Genomic DNA, 17739 nt, shown 5'->3' with positions numbered 1-17739 from the left:
TTGTTGATTTAAAAATATTCAAATGAAACGGATTGCTTTATTTCTTTTTGTAATGATTGCAGCAAATAGTTTGTATGCTCAGCAGAAGCCTCATTACACCCAATACATCCTGAATAATTATATACTCAATCCGGCATTATCGGGTATAGAGAATTATACTGATGTAAAGTTCAGCCATCGTCATCAATGGACAGGCATCAGGGATGCACCGGTAACCACGTACTTTACCATCCAGGGGCCGATCGGGAAAAAAGATTACAAGACCAATGCTACTACGCAGTTTGATATGTATGGAGAAAACCCTATCGGTCAGCAATACTGGGATGATTATGTAGCATCAGCGCCTCACCATGGTATCGGGTTGCAGATAATTAATGACGATGCCGGACCATTCAATAATTTTTCGGCAATGGGTACATATGCGTATCATTTAGGTATCAATGCCAAAACAAATTTATCAGCAGGCATTGGTTTAGGGGTAAGTAAATTGTCATTGAATTCGAGCAAACTGTTTTTTGGCCCCGATTATCCTGTCGATCCATCGGTATACACCAGCGGAGAATTAGGCAAAACACAAATGGATATGAATGCAGGTTTGTGGTTATACTCTGATAAATATTTTGTAGGACTGGCTGCCAATCAATTGATCCCACACAAGATCGATTTTTCGGATGAAACAGTGACCACAGTTACCAGGGGAAAACTGGTTCCTCATATTTTTGCCACTGCCGGGTATCGCATTTTGTTGAATGAAGACATCAATGTCATTCCTTCCATCATGGTAAAAAAAGTATCTCCCGTTCCTTTACAGATAGACCTGAATGGAAAGTTTCAGTATAGAGACCTGTTTTGGCTGGGAGGAAGCTACCGTTCTAAATACGGATTTGCTGCAATGGCAGGCTTGAATATATTGAACCGGTTCACTGTATCTTATTCATACGATTATTCTACAACAGCCATTCATACGGTAAGCAGTGGTACACATGAGATATTGGTAGGCTTTATCCTGGGTAATAATTATTCAGGCGATACCTGTCCTAAGAACGTGTGGTAAGCCGGCAAAAGCTATACGTAATAAAAAAGCTGCTTTTATCAAGCAGCTTTTTTATTTAATTCGTTCTTCATATTACCAAGCTTTTTTAGCAACACCGTCTTTAACGGCTTCAAGGGCTTTTGCTTCAGCAAGCATGGTGGTCATTTTATTCCCTTTACCATCATGTCCCTGGGCCATATACCCTCCACGGGATGTTTTGGTTATCACCGCATCTTGCATTGGAACATTTTTCTCTTTTGTTTTCATGCAATAAGCTGTTAACATTTTACTCATTTTTTTTATAATTTATGGTTAGTAAATATGGGGTGAAGCCATGCTTCATAGTACAAGCTACTAAAATTATTGGTTTTGCCAAAAAAATGATAGTCACGAAACACCGATAGTTTCCCACAGTTGCGGCGGAATTGGGGATTGAATGATCCATAATACAATTCCGGGGGCTGTGCGCCTGATACCAATAACGGGCATTGGTAAGGGCTGTTCGCTTGTAGTCCTCTCCCAACTTACGTTGGGATCCGGGCTACCGCTTCCATCCCTCAGCCCTTCAGCAGATGAATAACTATCATCCATAATTGTTACCGTTTTACTGCCTGCAACCCCTTTATTGTTGGAAAGATATATTAGTGATAAAAATGTCATTGATGCTATAAACAATACAAAATGTATACAACTAAAAGACTGATTTTTAACTTAGTACATTTTTTGAGAGTGGTGAGGAATATCATATATTTATGTGTTATGCGTAATTAGGATTAACAGCACTATGACAACAACTAGAATATATTATGAAGAGTTGCTTGAATTGTTTTCAAAAATGACAAAAATTCAATCTGATGAATGGCGACTTTTTTTCGACACAAAAGCGGAAATCTTTAATCTTGTCACTCGGATTAAAAATTTCAATTTAATTGGATTGTCATTTACAAGCCACTTTTATGACTTAATTTCCAACGATAAATCTTCCGACTTAATTAATGATAAAATCCTTCTTTGCAACGAACTTCGATATGAGTTATCAGAGTGTCTTTGGGTAACTCGGTTACATTACGGCGGAGAGTTGGGATACTACTCTTATAAAATTAACCATGCGCTATTAAACCTTTCTATATCTGAATTGACTGCGCTAAAAATGATAATTAAAACAACCCAAGATAGTTTTTTACTACCCAATTTAGATTTTGCAACCGTTCAACAAAAGGACGATCAGCAACATACATTTTTGATTAAACAAAAGAAAAATAGCAAGAAGAAAGCTAAACCAACAAGTGAGCAGTATAAGCATATAGAAACAATATTTAATCATAAACTTGAACTATATAAGAGCTATATTTTCGCAAACTACAGTTTTTTAGCTGACAATTTTCAGTTCTATAATAAACGCATTCAAGTCTATATAACCGACGCAATTTCCTCTGATGATTATGAAATCAGAATTCATACATATCCATCACCTAATGGAGATGGTTCAATCACAATAGAACATAAATTTTACGACTTTGTACCATCTTATGGATTTAATCTTGAGGAAATTTCAGAAAAGCCATTAAGTTTTTATGTAACTGGTTATGAATATAAAAATGACAATTTGGAATCAATAACCGAATCTGTATTTGGACAGGTTGCCATACACCATGAATTGAAGAACATTTATATTTCTAATGCAAATAATTATGAAATTAATGAGTTGGTGAGGTTTTTTTATAATATTAAGGGCTTCAAATTATTTAGTAGTTCTAAATCAGAAAATCTAAATCTACTTACAGGTTGGAAAGGGTCAGATCATTACGTTTTACTAGTGCTTCATCAGTATACGTCAGACCTTGATTCAATGGATGAGTATATCAACAGAATTCTTGCGGAAGAAAAAAAATATTTAGAGTTAAAGAATTGGCATAAGCACTATAAATTGGTTGTCTTTTCTACACGAGCTGAAAAAACTATTGAAGTCTTATTTCAAAACAACGGGTTTGATATAGTTTATGTCAATGAAATTATCGAAGAGCAATTTAAAGTAGATAACTCTAAAGTTTTCAGTTGGTATGTAAAATCTATGCTTGCTACTTTCAAAGTAAACAATAAGCAGATTGAAGCATTAAATAAAGGGGAAGCCCTGATTGAACGACTTGCCAAATGTGAAACGGGCGAGAAGCATTGGTCTGACTATGAAGATATATGTATAGAAATTTTTGAGTTTCTGTTTTCAGAGCATTTTGTAAATTATACCTATGATATTCAAGTTGAAACACAACTAAAGAACCACAGACGAGATTTAATTGTACATAATAACTTTAAACATACAACATCTTTTTGGTCTAAAATATATACAGCATATAATGCTAGAATAATTACAATTGAATTCAAAAATTACTCAGATAATATAAAAGCAAATACAGTATTTAATTCCACCAAATACACAAAAAAACAAACTGGGAGTGCAATTATATTGTTATCTAGAAAAGGAGTTGACGAATATTCATTTCAAGAAATAATCGAATTGATTAGAAAGGATGTGCTTGTAATAAGTTTAAATGACTCCGACATAAAAGATATGATTCGAGAGAAAATAGTAGGGAAAGACTGTCTTTATCGTTTGGATTTTAAAATGTTTGAGATATTAAAGAAAATATAAACTACGCATAACATTGGCATTACCAAAAGTTTGGCAGACGGAATAACAATGTGCAGTTTGTGCGCTATTCATCTTCGGTTCGGGCAGACACAGCAACAATCGACGGTAGTTGTTATCTTCAACAAAATAATTCAAATCGGCATTTGTACCGGGGCTGACGGAATACTAATTCCAAACCTTCGGTAATACCTGGTCGTTGTATGCCATTTTAAACAGACACTTTATGAGTAGAAAATCAGACATAGAAGCATTGCTTGCAAGAGCAGAAAAAGCTCTGCCGAAAATAATCGAAGAGTATGAAAAATCACTTCATAGTCAAACGATTCATGCGGACTTACGAATAGACATAAAAGACTTTTTTGGAAATCTTCGTTCCGTACTTGATTACATTGCTCACGATATTGTAGATAAGTATTGTCCAAGAGCCAATAAAGGTGATATTCTTTATTTCCCTATTAGGTCTGACAAGAACTCGTTTGAAGGTGTTATGAAAAAGTCTTACCCAGAGTTGGATATAAACAATAAGAAAGTGTATGACATTTTAGAACAGGAACAACCTTATATTAAAGCAGAAAATCAATGGTTGACACAGTTCAACAAGTTAAATAATGAAAACAAACATGACAATTTAGTCCCGCAAACACGACAAGAAACCAAGAGAGTTAATGTAGAAATAAAAGGAGGCGGAAATGTTAATTGGAATCCTTCAGGCGTTCGTTTTGGTCCTGGTGTTTTCATTGGCGGTGTTCCTGTAGACCCCAATACACAAATGCCAGTACCATCGTCATCACAAACAGTAACAGTTCAGACATGGGTTGACTTTCATTTTGATGACATAAATGTTTCAGCAATTTGGCTAACACAGGAAAGTATGAAACGAATCAAACAGATTTATGAATTAGTAAAATCGGAACTATAAAAACGGCATACAACATGTTGTTTAGCAAAATTGGGGCTGGACAATCTTAGCTTCAACATTTTATCATTATCATCATTGGTTCCGGGCCGACACAACATCACCGGGCAGTTGTACGCAACTTCAAATTTTTAATTATAAATTCAGCATCGGTTCCGGGCGGACAGTTATAAAATCCCCAACTTCGCTAAGCCCCGGCACGTTAGCTGTTATTTTAACCCTCGAATATGAAACTCTCTACAAAATTTTTAGTGACAATTTTAGGACTTGGACTTTTGTATTCCATTTACAAATTGTTTACAGGTCATGGGGGCAGCGGACTTGGTGATTTTTTTGACGGGCTTGGTTACACTTCCCTCATTCTATTTCTTGTCTCTTTGACAATAATTCTTTTTCATATTCGACAAATCAAAAAATACGCAGACACTTTTCTATTCTTACTTCTTGGACTTCCAATGACAATTATGGCAACAGAGGGACTTGTTCATCATATTAATTACAATCGGACGCCAGACTTAACTGCAAAGTATCCAAGACCCTTCAGCCAAAATATTTTTGTAGCGGACAGTTTACGCATTGCAGTACAAATTGACTCTCTCATCGCATTAAGAAACAGAGAGACAGGTGGGATCAAAGTTGTTTCTGCGTTTATTGACACAATAATATATTCACAATCAGGCAGAGAAATCTTTGTTGTTTATGCAGAACAATTTGAACCAAATCATTTAGGCAATGACTTAGACCCAGCATATCTATCTGCGGACGAGAAAGACAGTGTTTATTGGCATTTACAAGAAGGGACACCGAATGCTGTACAAATGGGTGGCAGCTACCATAACATTGCAGATTTAAAAAAAGCTGTACGGAAATTTTACTTTAATCAATATAGCTTTTTAGAAACAGACAGCTTAAAAGAAAATTATTTTTGGAAACAAAAGTCCAAACGGTAAACAAAACAACAGCTAACATCAGGTTTTTGTGCCGTTGTCGGTGTTCCTATTTCGAATGTAAAAACATTTTCTTAATTAGATGGCCCCTGTCTGGCCTCCGGCCAACAGGAACCATTAGCCAAGTATTCAACGGCATGGTTTCACAGAAATGTGTTTAATTTGAAGTATCAATTGTGAAAACCCCGCCGGGACAAACTAAATAATTTTAAGTGAATTATATTCAGAAAATAAAAAGATTTAACGGAATAGTATATTTAATAGTATTTGTCTGTCTAATTCTAAATGTAATCGACGATGCCTTTCATACAAGACTTTTTACAATAATCTCTCAAAGTCATTTTTGGAATTTCGCTTTGTATACTTTTCTGTTTTTCTTACTACTTTCTATTATTTCACTAATCAATAAAAACTTAATTTTTGAGAAGGTTCCTTACATTCTTTATATAATTTATGTGCTATCAACAGTTTTAGCTTTTGTCTTGAATATGAATGAAGACTTAAGGTAAGAGTAAGGCCGTGTAAAACAAAAATATTGTTGCAAGTGGTATTGTCCCGTCGAGGTTTCCACATAAATAAACCGACAAATTAAAAAGCGTTCAGCCTCATTCATCCCCCAACAAACCTACCGCACCAATATTACACTCCCTTTTTTCACTACACTATAGCCTCGATAGTTAGTAGCTTTTACCAACCATACATAAGCACCTTCGTATTGAGGAGTGCCATTAAAATTTCCATCCCAGCCAGCATTGGCATCATGCGTCTGGAAAACAAGTTTTCCATGACGGTCGTATACCGCAAAATAGTTTACCGTATACCCCGGAGCAATAGCATGTAAAACATCATTCAATCCGTCATGATTAGGGGTGAATGCATTGGGAACATAAACGGCAACACTATCATACACTTTTATACGGATGGTATCTGATGCGATACAACCAGCACTGTTTGTTATTGTAAGATAATAGGCCTGATCATGATCGAGTTTTACCACAGGATCTGCTATGGCAACATTACTTAATCCTTCTGAAGGAGACCATGAATAAGTGCCCCCACCCAACGCATGTAATTGAAATGGCTGACCTACAGCTATGATCGTATCATTTCCTGCAAATGGATAGATCTTATTAATAAGGATCGGTTTTGTGATGGTGTCAGATACACAACCCTTATCAGATACTGCAAATAATGCTGTTTGATAAATACCGTTCCTGAAGAAGAAATGCGATGGGTCTTTATCAAAAGAACCGGTATGATCATTAAAATCCCAGTGCCATGCATCAATTGGCAGATTGTTTTGAACCAATGAAGTGAATTGAACATTTCCTTCGCAATCTTTCTGATAACTGAAATTTACAGAAGGCCTTTCGGCAACAGTAATGGTTTTAGTAATGGTTGCTTCACAACCATATTCTGTACGGATCTTAACCGAAACAGCTCTTGTTCCTGACCGGCTGTAAACAGTATTGTCATTCATCTTATTTCCCTTCATCCCATTATTATCAAAATCCCATTCCCATACCACCGGCGCCCCTACCATAGAGGTAGACATATCTAAAAAACTCGTTACCGAATTGGAACAGGCCGGTGTATTGCTGAAATCTGCAACAGGCGGAGAGCCAAGTGTGATCAGTCTATGAAAAGTATCGGAAGTGCACCCTATCTGATTGGTAACTGTATATTGAAATTTGTATGATCCGGGGCCGGGGTAATAATGAGGCGGCGGATCTTTTCCATTGAACTTTGTGCCATCACCAAAATCCCAATACCACTTGAATTGATCTGTATTACTATAAATATTTTCTGAAAAATAAGTAGAGTTGTCTGAAAAAGTAATGGGCTTACCAAAACAAGTATCGGGTTCGGGAGATGCGCTATATTTTGGAACAACGGTGCCAAAAGAAAAACGGATATAACCAAATTCTATCTCGGCCCGGGGTGGAAAATATTGCAACTGCGTATTGGAGGCAGTAAATCCAAAATAAACATTTGGGTTACCATCAAATATTTTTTGAATAAGATCATATTGAGCAGAAACATACTTTACGCCTTCTATGTAAGCAGTCAGTGATCTTGCCACCGGATCCCAACTGATCTTTATAATATGACTAAAGCGTCTTACTCCTGAAATATTTTGATACAGGCTTTCAAAAGAAACCGGGCCGGCAAGATTATTAATGCTACTATGATTCACATCTCCATTGGCCTGGATGGCAATATGTACAAATGAAGGATCATTGTCTTCGCTGTTTATCACAGGATCGAATGTTACTGCAACAGATTTGTTGATACCCTCAAAACCAAGTCCGTCATTACTGTTCCCTACGCTTGCCGAATCTGCTGTTAAAACAAAAGCGCCTCCGTCAGTTCCGATCAGTGAATTAAATTCCGTTACAAAACTTATATCAAAAGGCTGCCGGAGGTCAATTGGTTTTTTTATCCATACAGCACCGGCTCCTTTTGTTGTTCTGTTTTCTGCGGTGGTAAGTGGCGCAAAAATCATCTCACCACAAGTAACCGATGCAATATTGTTGCCATGACGAACAAAAAAATCTCTTGATTGCGAAAAGCAATTTGATGCAATGATGATACAATTGAAGATAAGAAAGAGATGAATACCAAATTTAGCTTTGCCATAACTGCTTATCGCAGAAAACAAATTCCCGATCAATAAATCATTATTTTTTTCGGTTACTGTCACAGAGCAAAATTTTGGTTTACGCTTTATACCCGGGATAAAAATACACAATGTAATTTACCTCATTTTTTTTGTTTGATAAACGGCTTAACGTTTAAGCCACTTCAGTTTGGCTCATATCCTCACAAACAAAAACGGAGAAATCAAGCTTCCCGCCACAGCCATTATTTTGAGTAGTGGATCAATTTTAAAACTTACCTACTACTTTATTTCGCAACGCTTCATTAGTTGGCGGTAATCTTTTATCTTCGATTGATATAACTAACACAACAAAATGAATTTTTATGAATGGAAATGAGCAGAATTTTTTAGAAGACTTTGAGTATCCTGATCATATATACGCCACATTTATGCAACGTGTTTGGGGCAGTGTAATTGATATGCTTGTGCTAAGTCCGATCGTTATTCTAAATATGTTTAATAATAATTATTGGAAAAGCCTGCCGCTCATGTTCATTGTTGGCATTATCGGTATAGTATACAAACCGCTCTTAGAATTTAAATATGGCGCAACAGTAGGAAAGATGGCGATGAAAATTTCTGTGCTGAATTATGAATTTCAAAAAATACAACTTAGCCATTCCCTGATGAGAAATATCTTTCACATATTGCCCGGAATATATTCATTGATCGTAGCATATCTTGTCTTTCAGATGCCGGAGTTTGCAACAACCCGCTCTTTAGATGGATACTCCAAACTTTCAAGCAGTATCATTGATATGAATTTTTATTCAGTGGCTATTTCAATCGTTTATATTACCGATATCATATTCCTGTTCAGTGATTCAAAACGACGAACACTTCACGACAGGATCGGACAAACGTTCGTTGTTCGAAAAAACTCACCAACTACATAAAACAACCACCACCAAACAATCCAAAATACCTAACAGTTAAAACAATACAGTATGAAAAAAAGCACCTTAGTATGTATGCTTATTATGAGCATTTTGAGCAATACCCTTTATGGCCAGAATTTTGAAGTACCGCAACACTATGAATTTAAAACGGCAGCGGATTATACCAAATTTGAAAAAGATGTTATAGATGGCGCAAAATGGCTGAAAGAAACGCCATTGAATGAGCAAACCGATAAACGAAAAATGGTAGCTGCATTTCTTTTGACATGGATCAACGGAAGCCCTACTGTAAATGTTGAGATCAATCCAACCATTATGGATTTTGAGAAAAAGAATGAGGGCATGTTGGTATTGTATATGTCTGCCTCAGCAAGATATGTTCTTGAAAATAATTACTCCAAAGATATGAGAGCAAAGCACAGAGCTGCTTTACGTGATATGATAGCCGTTTACAAAACCGGCAAAGGAATTAAAAGAGATAAGAAAATGGAAAAGCTGATCAAAAGTGATGAAGAAGGAAAGATAGATGAATGGCTGGCAGAAAATTTAAAGATCAATCAATAGTAGTTTCGAGATAAAGGAAAGGTTCTAAACACTCATGGAATTTAATATTACCAAAGAATACATAGTTACGTCCCGGCGGGAATTCCACAGAAACGTTTTTTAACTATAAGTACCCATTGTAGAAACCCCACCGGGACAGTACCATTACAAATCATTAAACCTCATCCTGTTCAAATTTTTATTGTAAAACAATTAAAATCTAACAGTATGTCTTTTTTAATCCCTTCGTTACCTGTAAACACCCGGTGCTTTACCGCTCTGTTACCGGAGGAGGAAGTTTTATCAGGTAGAAAGCTTCCTGCAACTCAAAGCAACACATCCGCCTATAGCGGAAAGCTTCCCACAACTCAAAGCAACACATCCGCCTATAGCGGAAAGCTTCCCACAACTCAAAGCAACACATCCGCTTATAGCGGAAAGCTTCCCACAACCCAAAGCAACACATCCGCCTATAGCGGAAAGCTTCCCACAACTCAAAGCAACACATCCGCCTATAGCGGAAAGCTTCCCACAACCCAAAGCAACACATCCGCTAATGGCGGAAAGCTTCCCACAACTCAAAGCAACATATCCGCCTATAGCGGAAAGCTTCCCACAACTCAAAGCAACACATCCGCTAATGGCGGAAAGCTTCTTTTAACCTAAAGTAACATATCCGCTACAAGCGGATACGATCTTTTATTTTCAAACAGCAGTTAATCCATAATAATATATGATCAAGGGTATACCACTATATAATCTTCGCAATACCGAATGCGCTCAATTTTTTCAGGACACCATAAACATCGTTCATCAAAACAACCCCGCCACCTTACAGGTAGAAAAGGAATACAATGCATTGGTATTGGCAGGCAGCGAGCTGGAAGCACTGTTCAAAATACCAACCGCCAGTACTATTACGGCTGAACTCGAAAATTTCGACCTGCTGCGTGGCAAGGCTTTGAGAGGTATTTCGGCTATAGCACGAGGCTACACTCATAGCCAAAACCCTGTTATAGAACACCATGCCACTGTTTTAGTTTCGCACCTTGCTTTGTTTGGCAATGTTGTTGCCGATAACTACCAAAGCGAAACAGCCAGCATCCGCAATATTATTGAAGACTGGAAGAATGTCCCCGAACTTTCAGCAGCAATAGCAGCACTCAACCTCGGCTCCTGGCAAACAGACCTGGAAAATGCCAATAATAGTTTTGCAGATAAATACCTGCAACGTGCCATAGAACAGAGCAATAAAAATCCGGCTAGTTTTAAAGAAAAACGCCTTCAGGCAAACAGTGCTTATTATAAATTACGGGATGCTATAAATGCTCATTATATAATTAATACGGATGCTGAGCCTTTTGTTACGGTGGTTGCATCGCTGAATGGCCTTATTGATGAATATAACGAGATGCTTGCACGAAAGAACAAAAGTTGAAGGGCTTCACCGGGGGATCATGTTGCAGGAAAACATACTCCATGATCTTCTTAATGTAATGTGCAGGTTTTTACAGACTGCCCTTATTTATACAAAAAACCAATAAATTGCATTGACACAATAACAATACAAATTTTGTAGATTGTTTTTGGGTAATAGTATAAATGCAAATGTTAAGTACCATCTAATGAAACAACTTTTAACAATAGTATTCCTCCATTGTTTCTGTCCTGGTTTCGGACAAAATTTTAGTTATCCCATTATTGCGTCACACGGAAAAAATATAGCGGATCTTATTCCCAAAAACTGGGTGCTGTTAGACTCTGCCAAAGGCGACCTCAATAATGACCACATGAATGATCTATGCCTTGTGATAAAATATAAAGACACCATCACGCTGGTAAAGCAATCTGAAAATTACTCAGATACGATTTTATCTCAACCCAGGATATTGATCATTTCCTTTTATAATGCCTCTTCAAAGCAATATGATTTTGTTGCACAAAGCAATACATTCATTCTAAGCCATGACGACCCATATATGGAAGAACCTTACCAGGGAATTTCAATTTCACATCAAGTTTTAAAAATAGATTTCCAAATTTTCATGAATATGGGTGGTTGGGGAGCATCCAATAATTCATACAAATTCCGGTATCAAGGCAATCAATTTATCCTCATTGGTGCCGATTGCAATGCTATTCAGCGCAATACCGGAGAAATGGAAAACAGAAGCTATAACTTCCTTACAAAAAAAGTCAAGATCGAAGTCGGCAATGTTTCGTCAGATAAATCAAAAGTTAAATGGAGGAGTTTTAAAATAACAAAGTTAAAAAAGCTCACTACTTTTATTGAACCCTTTACATGGGAAGTTGAAAAAGATTATTATTTATAAGTCCTCGCCTTGGCTCGTGTCCTCAGATAACTATTATACCTGTTAGACCATTATGATTAAAAAAATAGATAAATTATTTTTTGTCTTTTTCAACATACCCTAATATTATTGCAATAATAGAAAGAGAAAATATTATAATAACCATTATCCTATAGAATGGCCACATATTTACGATACCTGCAATCCATCCAATAATTGCCACTATAATTGTTATTATTGCAGCCCATATTGCTAATCGTTGGAATAGTCCTGTCATTTCTTTTCTACCTTTATCGGTGTTCCTATTTCAAATTTAGATACATTTTTTAAATTAGATGCTCCCTGTGATTATATATATCCATCTGCCCAATACTTTGAACAGGATAAAAATGATTTTATTTTTTGAAAGATATGATTATGGAGTTTTAACTTAGCGAATGATTCTTGAGGGCACGAACCAAGGCAAAGATTCGCAAACAACTTAAAATAACTACCCCTTGACAAAAGAAAAAATAAAATACTATTTAGACTTTATTCCACTCATTATTTTGACAATCTCTGCCATCAATTTAATTTGGACAGTTTCAACAACTGATACAATATTTTCATGGCAGCATATCGTCGGTCTTATTTTTTTGCCAATCAATTATTTTTTACTTTTCAAAAATCATACGGTAGGTGTTGTTGCTTTAGGGGTAACACTTCTGATTGGAATGTTCAGTTTACTTTCATTTAGCCCGGCCATATCAACAACAACATTTAGAATTGGGAAAAGCGAAGACTCACAAATTCCTATATTTTACGGACAAGCAATTTTTTTACTTTGGTTATTCATTCACTTTATAGTATCAGGACGGTTTTATGTTGGTGTATTGACAAAAAAATATTGGCAGGACTTACTGTTAGAATTAAAAAACAAATAATAATGGTACTTACCGGTAACGTGGGTTTGCTTGCAATGGCAGTTTAACACCCTTGCAAACATTAACAAACAAAAAATTATACAGTAAAAATTATACTAAATGAGAAAGTTAATTTTCTTTATGCACACAACACTTGATGGTTTTGTTGCAGGACCTAACGGAGAACTGAGTTGGGTTAAATTAGATACTGATCTGTTTGACTTTGTTGCTACAATGACAGCCCAGGCAGACACCGCACTCTATGGACGGGTAACGTATGAAATGATGCAAAGTTATTGGCCAACAGCAGGCGAAAAACCAAACGCAAGCAAACACGACATTGAGCACTCAACCTGGTACAACAAAGTTTCAAAAGTTGTATTATCAACAACAATTACTGAGGCCGGGCTTACCAACACTACAATTATCAGCAACCAACTTACAGACAACATTAATAAAATAAAAAACCGGGAAGGAAAAAATATTTTAATATTCGGCAGTCCAAGTGCTTCGCAGTCCTTATTAAATGAAGGACTGATCGATGAGTTCTGGCTTTTTGTAAATCCTATTATATTAGGAAAAGGGATGCCGCTATTTAAAAATGTAACCGAAACCACTAAATTAAAACTGGTAGAATCTAAAACTTTTCCGTGTGGTGTAATTGCACTTCACTATGAAAAATTGTAACCAAATTGACCGTTAAGAAATTCTCTACCTTTGTTGAAATAAAAACGAGTACATAATGTTTGAACTGGCATCAATTAAAGAAGCACATTCTAAAGTTAAGAGTGGAGCCGATTTTCCCTTATATATACAGGAAATTAAAAAATTAGGCGTTAAAAAATACCACACATATGTGAGAGACGGGCACACCGTTTTTTTGGGCGACAACGATTATCAAGTTAAAACCAAACGCAAGTATGCTGCATTAAAAATAGCCAACATCAGTGATAAAGAGCGTTTCAAACATTATTTAAAAAGCCATCAACGGGGCCAAACAGATTATGCAGCATTTTGTAATCACTCTGCACAAACCGGCGTTGAAAAATGGACGGTAGATATGGATCTGATGACCTGCACGTACTACGATAAATTGAATAATAAAATGCTGGAAGAACAGATACCTACTCCGGGGTAGTTTTTTCAACAACAGTAGCTCCCCTTAGTTTGTAACAGCATAAGAGAACATTGCCCGAAAGAAATTACCAACTTGTTCTTTTTATTTTATAACTTGGTTGTAATAGATCATTGCAACAATCAACACAAGTTAACCACTTTGTACGCATCAGGAAAAGGTAAACAAAATAAACAACCAACCTTATGCAGGCTACTACCGAAAATAAATTCTGGCAATTTGATACCGGCTATTGGTTCAAACAATTAAATAGTACTGAAAAAGGTATATCTCAAACAACCGCTGAAGCCACACTACTCAGATCGGGCAATCACACAAAACCGCAATCGCATTTATCAAAAGATATAAAATTATTTATCGGGCAATTTAAAAGCCCTTTAATGCTTTTGCTGATTGGCGCAGTAATTCTGTCTGCATTCCTTGGTGATACTTCCGATGTCTTTATCATACTGTTCATCGTTCTTTCTACCGGCTTACTCAGCTTTTTCCAGGAGAGAAATGCAGGCAGAGTTGTGGAGAAACTGCAATCGCTGATATCTTTAAAAACTAATGTTATAAGAGATGGCCAAACGATTGAGATCAATTCTTCAAAAATAGTAACCGGCGATGTGCTTGTATTCAAAGCAGGCGATATGATACCCGCCGATTGTTTACTGATAGAGAGCAATGAGCTGCATGCCAATGAGGCCAGTTTAACGGGTGAGTCTTATCCGGTAAGAAAACAAGTTGGTATACTGGATGAGAACACTGAACTCTCAAAAAGAACCAATTGCCTCTGGGAAGGAACAAATATTGTAAGCGGCAATGCAAAAGCATTGGTGATTCAAACAGGCGACAATACAATTTTTGGCAGCATTGCTCAAAGTGCATCCAAAACAGTAGAAACCACTTTTGAAAAAGGCATCAAAGACTTTGGTTTTTTTCTGATGAAGATCACCCTGGTGCTTTCTGTTTTTATCTTGGTCATTAACCTGGTCAACCACAAAAGCCCTATAGAGTCTGCACTGTTTGCACTGGCATTGGCTATAGGTATGGCTCCCGAATTATTGCCCGCCATTACTACTATTGCCATGAGTGCCGGCGCAAAAAGACTGTTGGAGAAAAAAGTGATCGTAAAAAAATTATCCTCTATTCAAAATCTTGGAGAAGTAAATTTATTATGTACCGACAAAACCGGAACCATTACAGAAGGAAGTATCAACATTACCGGCATCACCGATGGTTTCGGACAAGAAAATGAAAATGTAAAACAACTTGCTTTTTGGAATGCAACATTCGAAAGCGGATACGCCAACCCGATTGATGAAGCATTGAAGCAATTAAAAATAACCTCCACCACCACGCCTGAAAAGATCGGGGAGATCCCCTATGACTTTCTCCGAAAGAGATTGAGCATAGCCGTTAAAACCGGCAACGAAAAATTACTGATCACCAAGGGGGCTTTTGATCAGATAATAGAGATCTGTTCTTCAATACGATCTGGTAATGATAACATTGAAGACATTGAATTACACAAAGCAGCCGTTGCAAAAAGATTTGAGCTATTTGGTATAGACGGGCTCCGGGCAATTGCCATTTGTTACAAAACGATGACCAACGACAGTATCAGCATTACCGATGAAACAGCTATGATATTTGCCGGCTTCATTTTATTGCAAGACCCTGTAAAAGAAGGTATGCCCGAAACCATCAATGAACTGCATAAATTACATGTTGGTTTAAAAATAATTACGGGTGATAATAAAAATGTTGCCCGATCTATAGCGCTGAAGATCGGTATTGTAAATCCGACGATCCTTACCGGTGAGCAGGTTTTAAAGACCAGCCCTGAAGCATTGATTCACCAGGTAAGACATACGCATATTTTTGCAGAAGTAGAACCACAGCAAAAAGAACGCATTATTATCGCATTAAGAAAATCATATACTGTTGCTTATATTGGCGATGGCATCAATGATGTTGCTGCTATCAACGCGGCTGATGTAGGTATCTCTGTAGAAAATGCTGTAGACGTGGCCAGGGAAGCGGCTGATTTTGTATTAATGGAAAAGAGTGTAATGGTTTTGGTAGATGGCATTAAAGAGGGCAGAAAAACTTTTGCCAATACTTTAAAATATATATTCATTAATACAGGGTCAACATTTGGTAATATGTTCAGTGTGGCTGTTGCTTCATTGCTGTTGCCGTTTTTGCCGATGTTGCCCAAACAAATTTTATTGATGAATTTTATTACAGACTTCCCCTACCTTACCGTTGCTTCTGATAATGTTGACCAGGAGCAATTGAACCGACCCGGTAAGTGGAACCTGAAATTTATCCGCAACTACATGGTAATATTCGGCATCCATAGTTCTGTATTTGATGTGATCACTTTTCTCACACTTTTATATGTGTTAAAAGTAAAAGAATCTGCATTTCAAACCGGCTGGTTCATTGAATCTATCCTGACAGAGTTGTTTATTTTATTCATCATCCGCACACATAAAAATTTCTTCAAAAGCAAACCGGGAAAATATTTGTTCAGCTTAAGTGTTATGGGATTAGTGCTAACACTTGTTTTACCCTACTTACCATTTGCCGTTGATATTGGTTTAGCTCCTTTACCATTGATCAATTTGGGAGCAATGCTGTTCATTGTTGCTGTGTATATTATTACTGCTGACCTGTTAAAGGTTTGGTTCTTTAAAAAATATCGAAACACTTAGGGGAGACTGACATAGAAGTAATCTGGCCGTATACTACTTGTTCAGATTACCGTCTTACAAGATCGGCATAAAGCACAGGTGAAAATGTTCACCGGAAGAAAAACAATTACTGAAAACAATTTAAAAGTTTAATTTTTGTAATTCAAAATCTGTTTAATTTAACCGGCAACTATATTCACCATGAAACAATTTAAAGATAAATGGGTTCCGTTAATTATTATGGCCATATTGGTATCCCTGATCATTTGGGGTATCGATCTGTACAGACAAACCTTTATTAACTGGAAGATATTAGGAGCGTTAACTTTAATTATACCGTTGATAATTTTACCAATCACACTAAAAGTATTTAACTCAACAAAAGAATCAACTATTGAAATTAGTGTAATGAACTTCATTTATCTATCGCCAATCACCTATTTTTCAATATTGGCATTGAACTATTACATAAGTGCAGGCACAACCCAAACAACAACATTAGCGATTTTAAAAAAATCAGCAATGTATAATCGGAGTAAAAATAATAAGCCGCAGTCTATAAGGGTCTCTTATAAAAACCTCAACAAACAATTAGTTTTTGCAAATAGTGAAAAGGTAAATATCAGGCTCGCAGACAGTATTGAAATAGTTACAATCAAAGGAATACTCGGTTATGAAATAGTGGATAGCTATTCTTTTAAATAAAAAAATCCTCTCACCATCTGAAATGTAAGCGGCATTTTACCTGCAATCAAGGCAACTTAAAACATCTTAAGGTCTGCCTTGCTTTTATCCTGATAACCAAATTCGTCTTTATCTAATTTTTTCCCATTGTATTTACCATGCTTTAAAACCGTATATACCATCCAACAGATCAACAACGGAGAAAACAACAACATCAGCGTTGCATAGTGAAGAGTGTTTTCAAATTGCAACAACAGGTTATATACAAACAAGTAAAAAGTTACCCCAATAACTAAAAAAATATCTCTGTGCGCCATCATTGATATTTATATAAAAACAGCCGAAAATACTATGCCAGATTTGATCGCATAA

Annotated in this window: 18 protein-coding genes; 14 read left to right on the top strand and 4 right to left on the bottom strand. The window is 36.5% G+C overall.

The features are described from left to right. Positions 1-22 precede the first annotated feature (22 nt). The gene (locus LK994_RS06530; RefSeq protein WP_229762091.1) at positions 23-1054 is read left to right on the top strand and encodes a PorP/SprF family type IX secretion system membrane protein; all 1032 of its coding nucleotides are present in this window, start codon (positions 23-25) and stop codon (positions 1052-1054) included. A gap of 72 nt (positions 1055-1126) precedes the next feature. Here LK994_RS06530 and LK994_RS06525 read toward each other — a convergent pair whose 3' ends face one another. Then, a complete protein-coding gene (locus LK994_RS06525; RefSeq protein WP_229762090.1) occupies positions 1127-1327 on the bottom strand; it encodes a hypothetical protein in 201 nt (66 codons plus the stop codon). A gap of 93 nt (positions 1328-1420) precedes the next feature. Then, on the bottom strand, positions 1421-1693 hold the full coding sequence (locus LK994_RS06520) for a hypothetical protein (RefSeq protein ID WP_229762089.1): 273 nt from the start codon (positions 1691-1693) through the stop codon (positions 1421-1423). A 124-nt stretch (positions 1694-1817) separates the two neighbouring features. Here LK994_RS06520 and LK994_RS06515 point away from each other — a divergent pair, with 124 nt between their 5' ends. From LK994_RS06515 to LK994_RS06505, 3 genes are all read left to right on the top strand, one after another. Continuing rightward, positions 1818-3683, top strand: a complete 1866-nt coding sequence (locus LK994_RS06515; protein ID WP_229762088.1) for a hypothetical protein — start codon at positions 1818-1820, stop codon at positions 3681-3683. Positions 3684-3906: 223 nt separating this feature from the next. Next, positions 3907-4602, top strand: coding sequence for a hypothetical protein (locus LK994_RS06510; RefSeq protein WP_229762087.1), 696 nt, complete (start codon positions 3907-3909; stop codon positions 4600-4602). A gap of 224 nt (positions 4603-4826) precedes the next feature. Further along, a complete protein-coding gene (locus tag LK994_RS06505) occupies positions 4827-5549 on the top strand; it encodes a hypothetical protein (protein WP_229762086.1) in 723 nt (240 codons plus the stop codon). A 622-nt stretch (positions 5550-6171) separates the two neighbouring features. On the opposite strand, the gene LK994_RS06500 is transcribed toward LK994_RS06505, so the two are convergent. Then, positions 6172-8250 (bottom strand): PKD domain-containing protein, encoded by a 2079-nt coding sequence (locus tag LK994_RS06500; RefSeq protein ID WP_229762085.1) that lies wholly within the window; start codon positions 8248-8250, stop codon positions 6172-6174. 281 nt (positions 8251-8531) lie between these two features. Here LK994_RS06500 and LK994_RS06495 point away from each other — a divergent pair, with 281 nt between their 5' ends. The 10 genes from LK994_RS06495 to LK994_RS06450 all read left to right on the top strand — a co-directional run bounded on the left by LK994_RS06495 (position 8532) and on the right by LK994_RS06450 (position 17388). After that, on the top strand, positions 8532-9104 hold the full coding sequence (locus LK994_RS06495; protein ID WP_229762084.1) for an RDD family protein: 573 nt from the start codon (positions 8532-8534) through the stop codon (positions 9102-9104). A 51-nt stretch (positions 9105-9155) separates the two neighbouring features. Next, a complete protein-coding gene (locus LK994_RS06490) occupies positions 9156-9671 on the top strand; it encodes a hypothetical protein (protein ID WP_229762083.1) in 516 nt (171 codons plus the stop codon). Positions 9672-9878: 207 nt separating this feature from the next. After that, positions 9879-10316 carry a hypothetical protein gene (locus tag LK994_RS06485; protein WP_229762082.1) on the top strand — a complete coding sequence of 146 codons (438 nt, stop codon included), beginning with the start codon at positions 9879-9881 and terminating at the stop codon, positions 10314-10316. A gap of 67 nt (positions 10317-10383) precedes the next feature. Then, on the top strand, positions 10384-11088 hold the full coding sequence (locus tag LK994_RS06480; RefSeq protein WP_229762081.1) for a DUF6261 family protein: 705 nt from the start codon (positions 10384-10386) through the stop codon (positions 11086-11088). A gap of 187 nt (positions 11089-11275) precedes the next feature. Next, positions 11276-11983 carry a hypothetical protein gene (locus LK994_RS06475; RefSeq protein ID WP_229762080.1) on the top strand — a complete coding sequence of 236 codons (708 nt, stop codon included), beginning with the start codon at positions 11276-11278 and terminating at the stop codon, positions 11981-11983. A gap of 476 nt (positions 11984-12459) precedes the next feature. After that, positions 12460-12885, top strand: a complete 426-nt coding sequence (locus LK994_RS06470) for a hypothetical protein (protein WP_229762079.1) — start codon at positions 12460-12462, stop codon at positions 12883-12885. A gap of 99 nt (positions 12886-12984) precedes the next feature. Then, positions 12985-13551, top strand: a complete 567-nt coding sequence (locus LK994_RS06465) for a dihydrofolate reductase family protein (protein ID WP_229762078.1) — start codon at positions 12985-12987, stop codon at positions 13549-13551. A gap of 55 nt (positions 13552-13606) precedes the next feature. Beyond that, entirely contained in the window at positions 13607-14002 is a 396-nt protein-coding gene (locus LK994_RS06460) for a DUF1398 domain-containing protein (RefSeq protein WP_229762077.1), read from the top strand. Between the two features lie 182 nt (positions 14003-14184). Further along, positions 14185-16704: a magnesium-translocating P-type ATPase gene (gene mgtA / locus LK994_RS06455; protein ID WP_229762076.1), complete on the top strand. Its 2520-nt coding sequence runs from the start codon at positions 14185-14187 to the stop codon at positions 16702-16704. 180 nt (positions 16705-16884) lie between these two features. Continuing rightward, positions 16885-17388 carry a hypothetical protein gene (locus LK994_RS06450; RefSeq protein WP_229762075.1) on the top strand — a complete coding sequence of 168 codons (504 nt, stop codon included), beginning with the start codon at positions 16885-16887 and terminating at the stop codon, positions 17386-17388. Between the two features lie 56 nt (positions 17389-17444). On the opposite strand, the gene LK994_RS06445 is transcribed toward LK994_RS06450, so the two are convergent. Further along, entirely contained in the window at positions 17445-17687 is a 243-nt protein-coding gene (locus tag LK994_RS06445) for a hypothetical protein (RefSeq protein WP_229762074.1), read from the bottom strand. Positions 17688-17739: the final 52 nt, after the last annotated feature.

The sequence above is a fragment of the Ferruginibacter lapsinanis genome, from assembly GCF_020783315.1.
GTDB classification, from domain to species: domain Bacteria; phylum Bacteroidota; class Bacteroidia; order Chitinophagales; family Chitinophagaceae; genus Ferruginibacter; species Ferruginibacter lapsinanis.
Note: the sequence above shows the minus strand (reverse complement) of the source record. Positions and strands in the feature narration are given on the sequence as shown.

Coding starts and splice junctions, on each gene's coding strand:
- LK994_RS06530 (WP_229762091.1), top strand. CDS start 23: ATGAAACGGATTGCTTTATTTCTTTTTGTAATGATTGCAGCAAATAGT.
- LK994_RS06525 (WP_229762090.1), bottom strand. CDS start 1,327: ATGAGTAAAATGTTAACAGCTTATTGCATGAAAACAAAAGAGAAAAAT.
- LK994_RS06520 (WP_229762089.1), bottom strand. CDS start 1,693: ATGACATTTTTATCACTAATATATCTTTCCAACAATAAAGGGGTTGCA.
- LK994_RS06515 (WP_229762088.1), top strand. CDS start 1,818: ATGACAACAACTAGAATATATTATGAAGAGTTGCTTGAATTGTTTTCA.
- LK994_RS06510 (WP_229762087.1), top strand. CDS start 3,907: ATGAGTAGAAAATCAGACATAGAAGCATTGCTTGCAAGAGCAGAAAAA.
- LK994_RS06505 (WP_229762086.1), top strand. CDS start 4,827: ATGAAACTCTCTACAAAATTTTTAGTGACAATTTTAGGACTTGGACTT.
- LK994_RS06495 (WP_229762084.1), top strand. CDS start 8,532: ATGAATGGAAATGAGCAGAATTTTTTAGAAGACTTTGAGTATCCTGAT.
- LK994_RS06490 (WP_229762083.1), top strand. CDS start 9,156: ATGAAAAAAAGCACCTTAGTATGTATGCTTATTATGAGCATTTTGAGC.
- LK994_RS06485 (WP_229762082.1), top strand. CDS start 9,879: ATGTCTTTTTTAATCCCTTCGTTACCTGTAAACACCCGGTGCTTTACC.
- LK994_RS06480 (WP_229762081.1), top strand. CDS start 10,384: ATGATCAAGGGTATACCACTATATAATCTTCGCAATACCGAATGCGCT.
- LK994_RS06475 (WP_229762080.1), top strand. CDS start 11,276: ATGAAACAACTTTTAACAATAGTATTCCTCCATTGTTTCTGTCCTGGT.
- LK994_RS06465 (WP_229762078.1), top strand. CDS start 12,985: ATGAGAAAGTTAATTTTCTTTATGCACACAACACTTGATGGTTTTGTT.
- LK994_RS06460 (WP_229762077.1), top strand. CDS start 13,607: ATGTTTGAACTGGCATCAATTAAAGAAGCACATTCTAAAGTTAAGAGT.
- mgtA (WP_229762076.1), top strand. CDS start 14,185: ATGCAGGCTACTACCGAAAATAAATTCTGGCAATTTGATACCGGCTAT.
- LK994_RS06450 (WP_229762075.1), top strand. CDS start 16,885: ATGAAACAATTTAAAGATAAATGGGTTCCGTTAATTATTATGGCCATA.
- LK994_RS06445 (WP_229762074.1), bottom strand. CDS start 17,687: ATGATGGCGCACAGAGATATTTTTTTAGTTATTGGGGTAACTTTTTAC.